Raw genomic sequence first — 14,813 nt, 5'->3', positions numbered from 1 at the left:
CAGTCAGCGCGAGAACCACCAACTGAAGGCGGCGCGCGGTTCTGCCGCCTGCTCCGGCGGCGCTGCGCTGCCGAGCGCGCGCAGCCGCGCGCTGCCTTCGGTGATCCAGTTGCGATAGTCGCTGACCGGCGTGATCGCGGTGAACCCGCCGCAGATACGCTTCGCCTGCGTCTTCAGGGGACCGCTGGACCAACTGACGATCCCGACGAGATCGCGCGAGCGGGCGCCGTCGCCACGCAGCACAGGCCCGCCGGAATCGCCGCGGCAGGCGCCGGCTCCGGGTGTTTCGCCGCGATGCTCGGCATCGACTGCGACCTTGACCGTGTTCTGGGTGGTGTAGTTGCCGGCGTTGACCAGTTGCGTCTCGCGCAGGCGCCGGGCCGTGCGCTTGTTGTTCTCTGCCGACAGCCCGTAGCCGGCCATGGTAATGGTCTCGCCCTGCCAGAGGCCGCTGCCGAGCGTCAGCGGTTCGATGTCGCGCGGAAGCGGTTGTGCCAGGCGCAGCAGCGCGAGATCCGTGCCGGGCTGGGTGCGCGGCGTCGTTCCCGGCACGAAGCTCGGATGCGGCAGCACCGCGGCGACCATCTGCCGGCGCGCCCGGAAGCGGGTATCCAGGCTGACGACGCTGATCGAGCCGCCGCCCATCAGGCAATGCGCCGCGGTGAGAACGATCTCGGGGGCAATGACGGCGCCCGAGCAGAGTTCGCCGCGGCTCGTCTCGACCCGGACCGTCGAGGCGCGGGCGCCGTATGTATCGCGCGAATCGACGCCGCCGACCACGGCCAGCGCTGGATGAGCTGCGCCGACGGTCAGGAAACAGGCGAGGGCGAGCGATGAGCGAGAGATCATGAAACGAACCAATGGACCGGCAGACCAATCTAGGGAGTGGCGCGCCACAGTCCAGCCTTTCCGTCAGCGGCCGCGCATCCAGCGGGCGCTCTCGCCCCATTTCGACAGGGTGGAATCGATCCAGCCGCGCTGCGGCGCGACCAGCACGCCCTGGCTCAGCAGCCCGCATTGGCGCCCGGCCGGCCCCGTCGACCAGCTTGTGACCGCGACGATGCCGTCATCGCCGAAGATCGGCCCGCCGGAATCGCCCTGGCAGGCGCCGGCGCCGGGCCGCTTGCCGCCACCGGCACCGTCGGCCGCCCAGAGCAGGATGCGGCCGGGTCCATAAGGCTCGACCGTGATCAGCGTCGCCGAACGATAGGTACCCGTGCTGCGGGCCTCGCCCTCGCGGGAGACGCCGTAGCCGGCGAGCGTGATGCTGCTGCCGGCGCGTGGCAGCGAACCGTCGACGAGGCCCGCAGCGCTGAAGCGGCCGGGGAGGGGCTCGGCAAGACGGATCAAGGCGAGGTCGATCGTGCGGCGGCGGCTGCGGATCGCGCCGGCATCGAATTCCGGATGCAGCGCGACAGAGGCCGGCGCGATGAGGACCGGCTCTCCGCCCTCGCGCCAGTGAACGCGCAATTCCGCGCCACCCGCCGCGCAATGCGCGGCGGTCAGGATGGCGCGGGCCGACAGGACGATGCCGGTGCAGACACCGCCGCGGGCGTTGAGCACCATCAGGGTCGAGCCGGCTGACGGTCCACCGTCCTGCCCGGCCACGACGGCCTGCGCCGATTGGCCTCCGAGGCTTCCAGCAAGGATGCAGGCGAGGCCGATGGCGGCGATCCGGTTGGCGACAGGCATCGGGTGCTCCTCTCCGAGAGGGCGCTCAATAGCGCGCCCGGCGCCGCAGATGAACCCTTTTTCGGCAGCGGCTTCGCGGTCGAAACCCGAGCAAATCGAATGAATGAAGGGAGCGCTCATGACGCCGCTTGCCCTGGGCCCGCCGGCAATGGAGCCGGTCACGCTCACCGAAGCCCGCCAGTTCCTGCGCCTCGACCAGACCGACGAGGATGCCTTGCTCGCGACCCTGATCACGGCCGCCCGGCTGATGATCGAGGCGGCATCGGGCCGCTGCCTGATCGAGCAGCCCTGGCGCATCGTGCTCGATCGTTGGCCGGCGGGCGGCGAGATCCGGCTGCCGCTTTCGCCCCTGCTGCGGATCGAAGCCGCGCGTGTCTATGACGTGCTCGGGGCGGCCCAGGCCGTTGCGGTGGCGTCGCTGACCCTGGACAAGGCCGCCGATCCGCCGGTCATTCGCCTGACGGGTGAAGTGCCCGAGATCGGCCGCGCCCATGGTGCGATCGAAATCGATATCGCAGCGGGTTACGGAGCGACGGCTGCGGCCACTCCGGCGCCGCTGCGGCAGGCGGTACTGCGTCTCGCGGCCCGCTGGTTCGAGCAGCGCGGCGATGTCGCGGGGCGCGATGCTCAGGCGCTGCCCGCCGCCATCGCGGCGCTGGTCGCGCCGTTTCGCCGCGGGAGGCTCTGAGCATGACCGCGGAACCTTCCGCCATAGGCCGGATGCGGCGGCGGCTCGTGCTGGAGGCGCCGGTGGCCACGCCGGACGGACTCGGCGGTGCGACGCAGGTTTTCGAGACTGTGGCATCGCTCTGGGGACAGATCGAATGGATTTCAGGTGCCGAAGCCTGGCGTCAGGGCCGGCCGGAACAGTCGCGCAACTACCGGATCACCATGCGCTGGCGCGGGGATGTCGATGCTGGCCGGCGCCTGCGCGACGGCGATCGCCTGTTCGATATCCGCTCTGCGGCCGACCCCGATGGTGCGCGCCGGCGGCTGATCTGCCTCGTTGAGGAGGTCACGCCATGAGCGGTGCCATCCTCGCCCTTCGCGCCGCCGTGCAGGCGCATCTCGCTGCGGATGCGGCACTCACCGCGCTGATCGGTCCGAGCCGCGTCTTCGATGAGGCGCCGCGCGCGGCGCGCGGGCTCTATGTCGTCCATGGCGAGGTCGAGGCGCGCGACTGGTCGACCGGCAGCGACCGGGGCTGCGAGCAGGAATTCGCGCTCGTCGTCTGGGCCGCGCAGAGCGGCTCGTCACGGCAGGCGTTGGAGGCAGCCAGCCTGATCGCCGAGGCGCTGGATCAGGTCGACCTCGCCCTGGACGGCCACGCGCTGATCAATCTGCGCTGGCTGTCGAGCCGGCTCGCCCGCGAGACGCGCAACGGATTGCCGCAGGTGACGATCCGCTTCCGCGCCGCCACCGAAACGCTCTAGCTCATAAAGGAGAAGCCGCATGGCGGCACAGAAGGGCAAGGACCTGCTGCTCAAGGCGGGGGATGGCGCTGGCGGCTTCGTCACGGTCGCCGGCCTGAGGGCGCGACAGATCGCATTCAACGCCGAGACCGTCGACGTGACGCATTCGGAATCGGCCGGGCGCTGGCGCGAATTGCTGGCGGGCGCCGGCGTGCGCCGCGCCAGCATCAGCGGCGCCGGCATCTTCAAGGACGAGGCTTCCGACGCGCTCGTCCGCCAGACGTTTTTCGACGGCACGATCCGCGACTGGCAGATCGTCGTGCCCGATTTCGGCACGATCTCGGGGCCGTTCCAGCTTACGGGCCTGGAATATCGCGGCGACCATGCCGGCGAGGTCACCTTCGACCTCTCGCTGGAATCGGCCGGGCTCCTGGCTTTCGCGGCGCTTTGAGGAGGCGATCATGGTCAATCGTCATCGCGGCGAGACCGCTCTCATGGTCGCCGGCGAAACCCTGCCGATGCGTCTCACTCTGGGCGCGCTCGCCGAGCTCGAACACGCCTTCGCCGTCGACAGCCTGCCGGCGCTGGGCGAGCGCTTCGTCGAGGGCAGGCTCTCCGCCCGCGACATCATCCGCATCATCGCCGCCGGCCTGCGCGGCGCGGGCAGGGCGATCCGTGACGAGGACGTCGCCGAACTCTCCTTCGATGGGGGCCTGAGCGGCGCGATCAAGGCGGCGATCACGCTGCTCGAGGCGACTTTCGGCGAGGGTGGGGACGCAGCCCGCCCTCCGCAGCCGCCGGCCTAGGCGCGCCGGCGGGTTTTCCCTGGGACGAGGTGATGGCCTTCGGGCTCGGCCGGCTGGCCTGGCCGCCCGATCGCTTCTGGGCGGCGACGCCGCGCGAGATCGCGGCGGCGCTGAGGGCGCATCTGGATTCGTCCCGTGGTTCCGCACCGGAGCGCCCGGCGCTGGCGGCATTGATGGATGCCTTTCCCGACGCCTGAGACCGCAATTCCAAGCAACTGATCGAGGTAATCGCCATGACGGATGATGATGGCATCGAGTCGGGAGGGCGCCTCTCGGATCTCAGGGCGATGGATCGATTGACCCAGTCGCTGAGCCGCTCCTCGGAGAGCTTCGGCAAATCGATCGTCAGCGCCTTCTCGCGCGGCGTCGTCGAGGGCAAGCGCTTCGAGGACGTGCTGCGCAGCGTCGGCCGCTCGATGACCGACAGCCTGCTCAAGACCGCGCTGAAGCCGCTGCAGACCGGCCTGTCGAGCCTGCTCAGCACGGGTGTGAAAAGCCTGAGCGGCTTGTTCGGCGGCATCGGCCTGGGCGGTTCCGGTGGCGGCGGCATTCCGGTCGCGCCATTCGCAGAGGGCGGCATCGTCGCCTCGCCCTCGTATTTCCCGACCGGGCGTGGGCTCGGCCTGATGGGCGAGCGCGGCGCCGAGGCGATCATGCCGCTCGCGCGCGGGCCGGACGGGCGCCTCGGCGTGCGTGCGGGTGGCGGGCAGGGGCGCCCGCTCAACGTCGTCGTGCAGGTCTCGACCCCCGATGCCGACAGCTTCCGCCGCTCGGAGGCGCAGGTCTCCGCCGCGATCGCGCGTGCCGTCGCTCGTGGCCGGCGGGCGCTCTGAGGGAGGGGAGAAATGCCGGATTTCCATGAGGTCCGATTTCCGCTCGATGTCGCGCGGGGCGCACGGGGCGGGCCGGAGCGCCAGACCCAGATCGTGACGCTCGCCTCCGGGCGGGAGGTGCGCAACAGCCGCTGGGCGCATTCGCGCCGCCGCTACGAGGCCGGGCTCGGGATCCGCAACCTCGACGCCCTGGCCGCGGTCGTGAGCTTCTTCGAGGAGCGCCGCGGACGGCTTTACGGGTTCCGCTGGCGCGACCAGCTCGACTGGAAGAGCTGCCCACCTTCGCAGCAGCCGGCCGCGACCGACCAGGTCATCGGGGTCGGTGATGGCGTCGCCGCCGTCTTCCAGCTCTGCAAGGCCTACGGAACGGGCGCATCCCTCTACAGCCGCGAGATCACCAAGCCCTGCGACGGCACGGTCAAGATTGCCATGGACGGCGTTGAAATGGCCAGCGGCGCCTTCTCCTGCAATCTCTCGACCGGGCAAGTGACCTTCGCCGCCGGTTCGATCCCGCCGCCGGCAGCCGTCTTGACTGCCGGCTTCGCCTTCGACGTGCCCGTCCGCTTCGACACCGATGCGATCGAGGTCGATCTCTCCGCCTTCGCGGCGGGCGAGATCCCGCGCGTCCCCGTGGTCGAGATCATCCCCTGAGGCCTGCCCCATGCGTGACATTCCTTCCGGTCTCGCCGCCCATATCGAGACGGCTGCGACGACGCTCTGCCATTGCTGGAGCCTGACGCGCCGCGACGGGCTCATGCTCGGTTTCACGGATCACGATCGCAAGCTCTCCTTCGATGGCATCGATTTCGCTGCGACGACCGGCCTCGAAGCAGCGGAAAGCGCGGCGGAGCTCGGCTTCGCCATTGGAGGCGGCGAGGTCGCCGGCGCCTTCGCTGCCTTCGGCCTGAACGAGGCCGATCTGGCGCGCGGGCTCTATGACGATGCGCGCGTCCGCGTCTGGCTGGTCAACTGGGTCGATCCGAGCCAGCGGACGCTGCTCGAGGAGGGTTTCGTCGGCGAGATCAAGCGCGGGGCAGCGAGCTTCACGGCCGAAATCCGCAGCTTCGCCAAGGCGTTCGACGAGGAGCGGGGCCGGCTCTACATGCGCTCCTGCTCCGCCGATCTGGGCGATGCCCGCTGCGGCGTCGCGCTCGTCGCGGTGGAGGCCGATGTCGCCGAAAGCGATGGCCGCCTGTCGCTCTCGGCCGAAGGCATGGGCTCCTATGCCGATGGTCATTTTACCGGCGGCCGATTGATCTTCACCAGCGGCGCCAATGCCGGCTTCGCCACCGAGGTGAAGCGGCATGGTGGTGAAGGCGCGCAGGCGCTGTTCCAGCTCTGGCAGGCGCCGGCTGCGCCGATCGCCCCGGGCGACGGCTTCCGGGTCACGCCGGGCTGCGACAAGAGCTTCGCGACCTGTCGCGCCAAATTCGGCAACGGCGTCAATTTCCGAGGCTTCCCGCATATGCCGACGAGCGATTTCATCATCGGCGGCGTCCGCCCCGGCGACGGGACACTCGATGGCGGGAGCCTGTTCCGATGAGGCGCGCGGAAATCGTCGATGCCGCGCGGCTCTGGCTCGGCACGCCCTATCATCACCAGGCTTCGTTATGCGGCATCGGCTGCGACTGCCTCGGGTTGGTGCGCGGGGTCTGGCGCGATCTCTGCGGGGCCGAGCCCGAACAGCCGCCGCCCTATTCGCCGAGTTGGGCCGAAAGCCTGCGGCAGGAGACGCTCGCCCTGGCTGCCACACGGCATCTGCGGCCGATCCTGATGTCGGAGGCGCAAGCCGGCGACGTGCTGCTCTTCCGCTGGCGGGAGCATCTGCCGGCGAAGCACTGCGCCATCCTCGCGACGGCGGACAGCATCATCCATGCCCATGACGGCGCGGCGGTCGCCGAGGTCGCTTTCACGCCCTGGTGGCGGCGCCATCTCAGTCATGCCTTTTCCTTTCCCGGAGTAACGGACTGATGGCGACGCTTCTTCTGCAGGTTGCCGGCGCCGCCCTCGGATCGGCTCTGGGCGGGCCGGTCGGCGGCGTCATCGGTCAGGCGCTCGGCGGGCTTGCCGGCGCCAGCATCGATCAGGCCTGGCTCGGCAATTCCGGCGGCGGGAACAGGATCGTCGACGGTCCGCGCCTGAAGGAGGTCAACGGCCTCGCCGCGACAGAGGGCGCCGCGATCCCGCGCCTCTACGGCCGGGCGCGACTTGGCGGCCAATTGATCTGGGCGACGCGTTTCGAGGAGGAGGTCACGGTCTCGATCACGCGCACCAAGAGCGGCGGCAAGGGCGGCAGCCGCGCCAAGAAAACCTTCGAGACCACCTATAGCTACCATGCCAACCTCGCGATCGGGCTGTGCGAAGGGCCGGTCGCGTTCATCCGGCGGATCTGGGTCGATGGGCGCGAGCTCGATGTCCAGACCGTGCAGATGCGCGTGCATCACGGCTACGAGACGCAGGAGCCCGATCCGCTGATCGCGGCGAAGGAGGCGGGTGAGGCCCCGGCCTATCGCGGGCTCGCCTATGTCGTGTTCGAGCGCTTTCCGCTGGCGGACTACGGCAACCGAGTGCCGCAATTCGATTTCGAGGTCGTGCGCGCCGTTGACGGGCTGGGTGGCATGATCCGCGCGATGGCGCTGACGCCGGGCGCCGGCGAGTTCGTCTATGACCTGCGCCCGGTCAGCCATGAGCCCGAGCCCGGCGTGACCGAAAGCCTGACGCGCCACCAGCTCTATAGCGGGAACGATGCCGAGACGGCGCTGCGCTATCTCACGGCGCTCTGCCCGAACCTGCGCCGTGTCTCGCTGGTCGTCTCCTGGTTCGGGGATGACCTGCGCGCCGGGGCCTGCACGGTCGCGCCCCGGATCGAGCTGTCGCACAAGCCCACGGCCGGAGCGCAATGGTCGGTGGCCGGGCTGACGCGGTCATCGGCCCGCGTCGTCAGTCAGGTCGACGGGCGGCCTGCTTTCGGCGGCACGCCCTCGGACGAGAGCATCGTCGCGCTGATCCGGCGCCTCCGCTTCGCTTATGGTTTGGAGGTCGTGCTCTACCCCTTCCTGATGATGGATATCCCGGCCGGAAACGCCCTGCCGGATCCTTACTCGGGCGCGGCGAGCCAGCCGCGCTATCCCTGGCGTGGCCGCATCACCTGCGATCCGGCACCGGGCGAGCCGGGAAGCCCGGAAGGCAGCGCGGCGGTTACGGCGCAGGTCGCAGCTTTCGTGGGAGCGGTCGCTCCGGCCGACATGGCCGTGGCTGGCACATCGGTCGTCTGCGCCAAGCCGGACGAATGGTCCTATCGGCGTCTCGTGATGCATTGCGCCGCGCTGGCGCAGGCGGCCGGAGGTGTGGAGGGTTTCGTCATCGGCTCCGAGATGGTCGGGCTGACGCATCTGCGCGGCGTATCCGGCTATCCGATGGTCGACCAGCTCGTCGCGATTGCTGAGGACGTCAAGGCGATGTTGCCGGACACGGTGGCAACCTATGCCGCCGACTGGACCGAATACGGCGCGGATGTCCGCGACGATGGCGACATCATCGATTTCCCGCTCGATCCGCTCTGGGCGTCGCCGGCCGTCGGCGCTATCGGCATCGATTTCTATCCGCCCCTGTCGGACTGGCGCGATTCCGGCAGCCACGCCGATGCGGCGATCGCGCGCGGCCCGGCCGATCTCGCCTATCTGCGCCAGCGCCTGACCGCCGGCGAAGCCTATGACTGGTATTATGCCGACGAGGCCGGCCGGGCTGCGCAGCTACGCCAGCCGATCACGGACGGCGCCTATGGCAAGCCGTGGATCTTCCGGCCCAAGGACCTGTGGGGCTGGTGGAACCAGGTCCATATCCGCCGCGCCGGCGGCATCGAGACGACGGCGACCCCGTTCGTGCCGGGCGGCAAGCCGATCTGGCTGACCGAGATCGGCGTGCCGGCGGTCGACAAGGGCGCCAATGCGCCCAACATGTTCCCCGATCCGAAATCGGACGAGGGCGGCTACCCGCCGTTTTCGAGCGGCGCGCGCGACGACCTCGTGCAGGCGCGGGCGCTGGAGGCGATCGTCTCCGGCTTCGATCCAGCGCGGGCAGGCTTCGACGCCGCGCGCAATCCGGTCCATCCGGTCAGCGGCATCCGCATGGTCGATCCCGACAGGATTTTTGTCTGGAACTGGGATGCGCGCCCTTTCCCGGCTTTTCCGGATCTCTCCGGCATCTGGGCCGACGGCGCGAATTTCGAAACCGGTCACTGGCTGAACGGCCGCCTCGAAGGCACGCCCGTCGATCGGCTCGTCGAGAGCTTGCTCGCGGAATTCGGCCTGCCGCCGGCGGATCGGATCGTCGTCGATGGTTTCGTCGACGGCTATGTGCTGGACCGTCCGCTTTCGGCCAGGCAGGCGCTGGAGCCGCTGGCCCAGAGCTTCGGCTTCGATGCGGTCATGAGCGCTGGCGCGCTGCGTTTCGAGGGCAGGGGCGGCAAGGTTTCGCGCCTTCTCGGCACCGACGACCTCGTTGCCGATCGCGATGGCGAGCCGTTCACGCTGCGGCGCAGCCAGGAGACGGAGCTGCCGCTCGAACTGCGTCTCGGCTTCAGCGACAGCGAGGCCGATTATCGCAGCGCCGCCGCGCGCTCGCGCCGGCTGGCCGGAGCGGCCCGGCGCGAGGTTGCGGTCGAGACCGCGATCGTGACACGCTCCGCCGAAGGGCGACGCCTCGCCGATCAGCGGCTGCAGGAGGCCTGGGCCGGGCGCGAAACCCTGGAATGCGAACTGTCGCCGCGCTGCATCGCGATCGAGCCCGGCGATGTCCTGTCCGTCCCGACCGAGGCCGGCAACCGCCTGTTCCGCGTCACCCGCATTGCCGACGGTCCAACGCGGAAGGTCAGCGCGCGTGCCGTCGAGCCGGCGATATACGTGACGACGGGAACGAGCGGCGGCACGCGCCCGCCGCGAAACCCGCCTGCCTTGCCCGGGCGCCCGCTGGCCGTGCCGCTGGCTTTGCCGATCATCACCGTGCAGCCGCCGCCCTTGTTGTCGCTCGCGGCGTTTGCGGCTCCCTGGCCGGGCAGCCTTGCGGTCTGGCGCGCCGACGAGTCCGGTTTGTTCGCACTCGACAACTTCGTCGAGGCGCCTTCGATCGTTGGCGAGACCCTGACCGCTCTGCCGCCGGGACCACTCTGGCGGACGGACCGGCGTGCCGTGCTGGAAATCAGGCTTCGCGGCGGAGTGCTGTCTTCCGTCTCTCCGGAGGCTGCGCTGTCAGGCGCGAATGCGCTCGCTCTCGTAGGAGCGGACGGCACCGTCGAAATCGTCACGGCTCCGCAGGTCGAGCTGATCGGGCCGCAGCGCTTCCGCTTGTCCGGCCTGATTCGCGGCATCGGTGGCAGCGAGGCTGCGGCAGGCCGCCTTCTGCCGGCGGGAGCTCGCGTGGTGGTACTGGACGGAGCCGCCGTTTCGCTGACGAGCGATCTCGCCGATCTCGGCCGGACGCAGCGCTATCGCGTCGGTCCGGCCCGCGACGATGTCGGCGATGCGACGATGGCCGAGTTCGAAACGTCAGTGAGCGGCGAGGCGCTCTTTCCGCTGTCTCCGGTCAGGCCCAAGGCGATGCGCACCGGGGACGGCATTGCCTTGAACTGGCTGAGGCGGACACGCATCGACGGTGATTCCTGGGAACTGGTGGAGGTGCCGCTTGGAGAGGAGAGCGAGCGCTACGAAATCGGCATTCTCGACGGCGAGACGCCTTTGCGTACCGAAATCGTGAACACGTCCGCCTGGACCTATCCGGCCGCGCAGGAACTCGCCGATTTCGGCGCGCAGCAACGGGAAATCGGGCTCTCGCTCCACCAGCTCAGCGCGACGGTCGGGCGTGGTCGCGAATGGCATGGACGGATTCCCGTGCGCTGATCTACTGTAACTTGTGAACGAGGCGATGCATTCATGGCGCATTCACGCGGACGGGCTTAGCCATGTCGACGATGCTGGTCGAACCGATCCTTGCTTTTGCGCTCATCGCCGCTTCGCCGATGCCGATCGTTCGGGTCGACGATGCGACGCCGATCTCCTGCCTGTCCTCCGAAGAGACGCGCGACGCCGTGGCCGAAGGGCGCGTGATGCAGCCGGCCGAGGCCTCGCGCCATGCCCGCCATGCCGCGCCGGGCGAGGTCGTCCGCATCAGGCTGTGTCGCCAGGGCGAGGATTTCGTCTATGTGGTCACGACGTTGAAGCGTGACGGCCGCGTCGCGAGGGTGACGCTGGAAGGACAATCCGGCAAGATCGCCACCATCCGCTGACAACCGTCGCAGCGCCACCCAACTGGAGCGACCCTACCGTGAGATTGCTCGTCGTCGAGGACGACAAGGACCTCAACCGCCAGATCGTGACCGCGCTGGAGAATGCCGGCTACGCCGTCGACAAGGCTTTTGACGGCGAGGAAGGCCTCTATCTTGGCGAAGCCGAGCCCTATGACGCGGTGATTCTCGATCTCGGCCTGCCCAAGGTCGACGGCGTCGCCGTCCTGCAGGGCTGGCGCCGCGCCGGCAAGACCATGCCGGTGCTGATCCTGACCGCCCGTGATCGCTGGAGCGACAAGGTCTCGGGCTTCGATGCCGGCGCCGACGACTATGTCGTGAAGCCCTTCCATATCGAGGAATTGCTGGCGCGCGTCCGGGCGTTGCTGCGCCGCGCCGCAGGTCATGCCACGTCGGAGCTGGTCTGCGGTCCCGTCCGGCTCGACACGCGCGCGAGCCGCGTCGTCGTCGACGGCAATCCGGTGAAGCTCACTTCGCACGAATACCGCCTGCTTTCGTACCTGATGCATCATCAGGGCCGGGTGGTGTCGCGGACCGAGCTGGTCGAGCATCTCTACGATCAGGACTTCGACCGCGATTCGAACACGATCGAGGTCTTCGTCGGCCGCTTGCGCAAGAAGCTCGGCGTCGATGTCATCGAGACTGTCCGGGGGCTCGGCTATATCGCCGCCGCTCCGGAAAAGGTCTGATCGCGGGCGATGCCGCTCAAATCCCATCGCTATTCGCTGGGAACGCGGCTGTTCTTCTCGGCCGCCGTCTGCTGCGTCACGATCCTGGTGCTGGCCGGCGTCGGTCTCACCACCTTCTATCGCCGCTCGGCCGAGCGCGGCTTCGACGAGCGGCTCTCGGTCTATATCAAGCAACTGGTCGCCGATCTCGCCGCGCCGCCCGAGACCGAGCGCCAGACCATCGGCGACCTCGGCGAGCCGCGATTCGACCTGCCGCTGACCGGCTGGTACTGGCAGATCACCAGGCTCGACGGCGAGCGGCCGAATGTGCGCGCCTCGCGCTCGCTGGTCGGCGGGCAACTCCCCAAGCTTCTCGACCAGTCGATCGCGCCCAATAGTCGCGGTCTGCGCGAAAGCTATGTCTCCGGCCCGGACGATCGCCGCCTGCGTGTGCTGGAGCGCGAGATCGATGTCGGCGAGGACGGGCGCTTCACCGTCGCCGTCGCGGCTCCGGCCGACGAGATCGAGGGCGATATCCAGGATTTCCGCTTCGCGCTGGCGATGACCTTCGTCCTGCTCGGCATTGCCCTGGTCGCTTCGACGCTCGTGCAGGTCCGCTTCGGCCTGCGCCCGCTGGTGCGTCTGCGCTCTGCCGTTGGGGCTGTGCGGACGGGCGAAAACCCGCGGATCGTCGGGCAGTATCCGCCCGATCTCGCGCCGCTCGCCAGCGAGCTCAACCAGCTCATCGACGCTAATCACGAAATCCTCGATCGCGCCCGCACCCAGGTGGGCAACCTCGCGCATGCGCTCAAGACCCCGCTCAGCGTGATGATGAACGAGGCCGGCACGAGCGGCGACGGCCAGTTGCCCCAGACCGTCCGTGCCCAGGCCGCGATCATGCGCGATCAGGTCCAGTATTATCTCGACCGCGCCCGGGCGGCTGCACTCTCCGGGGCGCTCGGCGGCGTGACCGAGATCGCGCCGTCGCTCGACGCGCTGCTGCGCACCTTCACCAAGATTTCGCAGGGCAGGGGCATCTCCGGGTCGCATGCGATCCCGCCCAACCTGCGCTTCCGCGGCGAGAAGCAGGATCTGGAAGAGATGCTCGGCAATCTCCTCGACAACGCCTTTAAATGGGCGTCCTCGACCGTCGAAGTTTCGCTTGCCAGCGAGAAGGCAGCCGATACCGAGCGGATCGCCCTCCTGATCGATGATGATGGCCCCGGCCTGCCGGAGGGGGCGATGGCCGAGGTCCTCAAGCGCGGACGCCGGCTCGACGAGACCACGCCGGGCTCGGGGCTTGGCCTCTCCATCGTCGTCGACATCGCCAAGCTCTATGGTGGCGGCCTGACCTTGCATCGCTCGCCATTGGGCGGGTTGCGGGCGCGGCTGGAGCTGCCTTCGGTTTAGACGAATTCTTTGCCGCGTGACCCTTTGTCACCATGAACCCGGACGGACGATACTCTAAGAACGCCGCATGATGATTTGGGCCATCTTCGCAGCGATGACGGGAGCGGCGGTTTTCGCCTTGCTCTGGCCGCTCAGCCATGGCCGGGCGCAGGCCTTCGCCGATGTTTCGGATGCCCGCAGCCTCTATCGCTCGCAGCTCAAGGAGATCGACCGCGATCTCGCCCGCAAGCTGATCGGCGAAGAGGAGGCGCAGGCCGCCCGCACCGAGGCCGCCCGCCGCCTTCTGCGCGCGGCCGGCGACGAAACCGGCCCTGCCGGCGAGACAGAGCCTTCGCTGCGTCGCCGCCGGGCGAGCTCCGCCTTGATGCTTTCGGTCGTGCCGCTGCTCGCGCTTCTGATCTACGGCATCTACGGCTCTCCGGGGCAGCCCGACCAGCCGCTGGCGGCACGGTTGGAGAGGGCCGGCCCGCAGCAGGATTTCGCGATCGTGCTGGCGCGCATGGAAGCGCATCTCGCCGCCAATCCGAACGATGCCAGGGGCTGGTCGCTGCTGGCGCCGATCTATCTCCGTCAGGGCCGCTATGACGAGGCTGCGAAGGCCTTCGCTGCCGCGGTCCGTTCCGGAATGCCCGATGCCGATCTCTATGCCGGGCTGGGTGAAGCGCGGATCATGGAAGCCGGCGGCGTCGTTACCGCCGCGGCCCGCGAAGCCTTGGCCGAAGCCGTCAAGCTCGATCCGAAAAGCCCTCGCGCCCGCTATTATCTCGCTCTCGGCAAGGAGCAGGATGGCGATGGCGAAGGCGCGCAGGCCGCGTTGAACCAGCTCCTGGCCGAAGCGCCCGCCGATGCCGACTGGACCGGTGCCGTCCGCGCCCGATTGGAGCGGATGCAGGCCGATGCCGGCCGCAAGGCGGTCGCCGCCCTTCCCGAAGCCGAGCGCCAGCAGGCGATCAAGGCGATGGTCGAAGGCCTTGCCGAGCGCTTGAGCGCAGGCGGCGGCACTTTGCCGGAATGGAGCCGCCTCATCCGGGCCCGTACCGTCCTCGGCGACAAGCCCGCGGCGCTTCAAGCGCTGAAAACGGCGCGCGAGCGGCTGGCCGAGGACAAGGCCGCGCTTGCGGCGATCGACGCTCTCGCCGATGAATTGGCCTTGAAGGAGGCCGCACCATGACGCTTGCCCAGCCGACGCGGCCGCTTCCGGTGAAACGCCGCTTCACCCGCAAGCAGCGCAGGCTGACACTGATCGCCGCGGGCGGCGCGGTGCTCTTCCTCGCGGCCGGTCTCGTCCTCTTCGCGATGCGCGACACCATCGTCTTCTTCTACGGCCCGACCGAGATCTCCGAGAAGGGCGTGCAGCCTGGTACCCGCATGCGGCTTGGCGGGCTGGTCGAGGCCGGCTCGGTCCAGCGCAACGGCGGCCAGCGCGTCACCTTCGCGGTCACCGATGGCAAGAGCACGATCAAGGTCGGTTATGACGGCCTGCTGCCCGATCTCTTCCGGGAAGGGCAGGGCGTCGTCACCGAGGGGGTCTTCGAGGGCGCTGGGCGCTTCAAGGCGGATTCCGTGCTGGCGAAGCATGACGAAACCTATATGCCGCGCGAGGTCGCCGACGCGCTGAAGAAGCAGGGGCATTGGCAGGCGGGCAGCGGCGCGGGTGCTGCTCCCGCTGCCGCGCCGGCAAAGCAGTGAGTCGC

General features: G+C 69.1%; 18 protein-coding genes. 16 read left to right on the top strand and 2 right to left on the bottom strand.

Features of this window, described 5'->3' with window-relative positions:
• Positions 1-3 precede the first annotated feature (3 nt).
• Positions 4-849 carry a S1 family peptidase gene (locus tag Q9235_RS06410; RefSeq protein WP_306225988.1) on the bottom strand — a complete coding sequence of 282 codons (846 nt, stop codon included), beginning with the start codon at positions 847-849 and terminating at the stop codon, positions 4-6.
• A 63-nt stretch (positions 850-912) separates the two neighbouring features.
• Positions 913-1,692 (bottom strand): S1 family peptidase, encoded by a 780-nt coding sequence (locus tag Q9235_RS06405; RefSeq protein ID WP_306225987.1) that lies wholly within the window; start codon positions 1,690-1,692, stop codon positions 913-915.
• 118 nt (positions 1,693-1,810) lie between these two features.
• On the opposite strand from Q9235_RS06405, the gene Q9235_RS06400 reads away from it, so the two are divergent.
• The 16 genes from Q9235_RS06400 (at position 1,811) to ccmE (ending at position 14,808) form a co-directional block, all read left to right on the top strand.
• Positions 1,811-2,380 carry a head-tail connector protein gene (locus Q9235_RS06400; RefSeq protein ID WP_306225986.1) on the top strand — a complete coding sequence of 190 codons (570 nt, stop codon included), beginning with the start codon at positions 1,811-1,813 and terminating at the stop codon, positions 2,378-2,380.
• 2 nt (positions 2,381-2,382) lie between these two features.
• On the top strand, positions 2,383-2,718 hold the full coding sequence (locus Q9235_RS06395) for a phage head closure protein (protein ID WP_306225985.1): 336 nt from the start codon (positions 2,383-2,385) through the stop codon (positions 2,716-2,718).
• Entirely contained in the window at positions 2,715-3,125 is a 411-nt protein-coding gene (locus Q9235_RS06390; RefSeq protein ID WP_306225984.1) for a DUF3168 domain-containing protein, read from the top strand. Before Q9235_RS06395 ends, Q9235_RS06390 begins: the two co-directional genes overlap by 4 nt.
• Positions 3,126-3,144: 19 nt before the next feature.
• Positions 3,145-3,555: a phage major tail protein, TP901-1 family gene (locus Q9235_RS06385; protein WP_306225983.1), complete on the top strand. Its 411-nt coding sequence runs from the start codon at positions 3,145-3,147 to the stop codon at positions 3,553-3,555.
• A 10-nt stretch (positions 3,556-3,565) separates the two neighbouring features.
• Positions 3,566-3,910, top strand: a complete 345-nt coding sequence (locus tag Q9235_RS06380) for a gene transfer agent family protein (RefSeq protein ID WP_306225982.1) — start codon at positions 3,566-3,568, stop codon at positions 3,908-3,910.
• 32 nt (positions 3,911-3,942) lie between these two features.
• Entirely contained in the window at positions 3,943-4,107 is a 165-nt protein-coding gene (locus Q9235_RS06375) for a phage tail assembly chaperone (RefSeq protein WP_422678281.1), read from the top strand.
• A gap of 36 nt (positions 4,108-4,143) precedes the next feature.
• Positions 4,144-4,743 (top strand): phage tail tape measure protein, encoded by a 600-nt coding sequence (locus Q9235_RS06370; protein ID WP_306225981.1) that lies wholly within the window; start codon positions 4,144-4,146, stop codon positions 4,741-4,743.
• A gap of 12 nt (positions 4,744-4,755) precedes the next feature.
• Positions 4,756-5,394: a DUF2460 domain-containing protein gene (locus Q9235_RS06365; RefSeq protein WP_306225980.1), complete on the top strand. Its 639-nt coding sequence runs from the start codon at positions 4,756-4,758 to the stop codon at positions 5,392-5,394.
• Between the two features lie 10 nt (positions 5,395-5,404).
• The gene (locus Q9235_RS06360) at positions 5,405-6,286 is read left to right on the top strand and encodes a DUF2163 domain-containing protein (RefSeq protein WP_306225979.1); all 882 of its coding nucleotides are present in this window, start codon (positions 5,405-5,407) and stop codon (positions 6,284-6,286) included.
• Positions 6,283-6,714 (top strand): NlpC/P60 family protein, encoded by a 432-nt coding sequence (locus Q9235_RS06355; protein WP_306225978.1) that lies wholly within the window; start codon positions 6,283-6,285, stop codon positions 6,712-6,714. The genes Q9235_RS06360 and Q9235_RS06355 overlap by 4 nt, the downstream gene beginning before the upstream one ends.
• A complete protein-coding gene (locus Q9235_RS06350; protein WP_306225977.1) occupies positions 6,714-10,637 on the top strand; it encodes a baseplate multidomain protein megatron in 3,924 nt (1,307 codons plus the stop codon). The genes Q9235_RS06355 and Q9235_RS06350 overlap by 1 nt, the downstream gene beginning before the upstream one ends.
• 62 nt (positions 10,638-10,699) lie before the next feature.
• Entirely contained in the window at positions 10,700-11,023 is a 324-nt protein-coding gene (locus tag Q9235_RS06345; protein WP_306225976.1) for a PepSY domain-containing protein, read from the top strand.
• Between the two features lie 38 nt (positions 11,024-11,061).
• Entirely contained in the window at positions 11,062-11,730 is a 669-nt protein-coding gene (locus tag Q9235_RS06340; RefSeq protein WP_047577746.1) for a response regulator transcription factor, read from the top strand.
• 9 nt (positions 11,731-11,739) lie between these two features.
• Positions 11,740-13,119 carry a sensor histidine kinase gene (locus Q9235_RS06335; RefSeq protein WP_306225975.1) on the top strand — a complete coding sequence of 460 codons (1,380 nt, stop codon included), beginning with the start codon at positions 11,740-11,742 and terminating at the stop codon, positions 13,117-13,119.
• Between the two features lie 67 nt (positions 13,120-13,186).
• Positions 13,187-14,290 (top strand): c-type cytochrome biogenesis protein CcmI, encoded by a 1,104-nt coding sequence (gene ccmI, locus Q9235_RS06330; protein WP_306225974.1) that lies wholly within the window; start codon positions 13,187-13,189, stop codon positions 14,288-14,290.
• Positions 14,287-14,808 (top strand): cytochrome c maturation protein CcmE, encoded by a 522-nt coding sequence (gene ccmE / locus Q9235_RS06325; RefSeq protein WP_306225973.1) that lies wholly within the window; start codon positions 14,287-14,289, stop codon positions 14,806-14,808. Before ccmI ends, ccmE begins: the two co-directional genes overlap by 4 nt.
• Positions 14,809-14,813: the final 5 nt, after the last annotated feature.

The sequence above is a fragment of the Bosea beijingensis genome (assembly GCF_030758975.1).
Taxonomy (GTDB): Bacteria; Pseudomonadota; Alphaproteobacteria; order Rhizobiales; family Beijerinckiaceae; genus Allobosea; species Allobosea beijingensis.
Note: the sequence above shows the minus strand (reverse complement) of the source record. Positions and strands in the feature narration are given on the sequence as shown.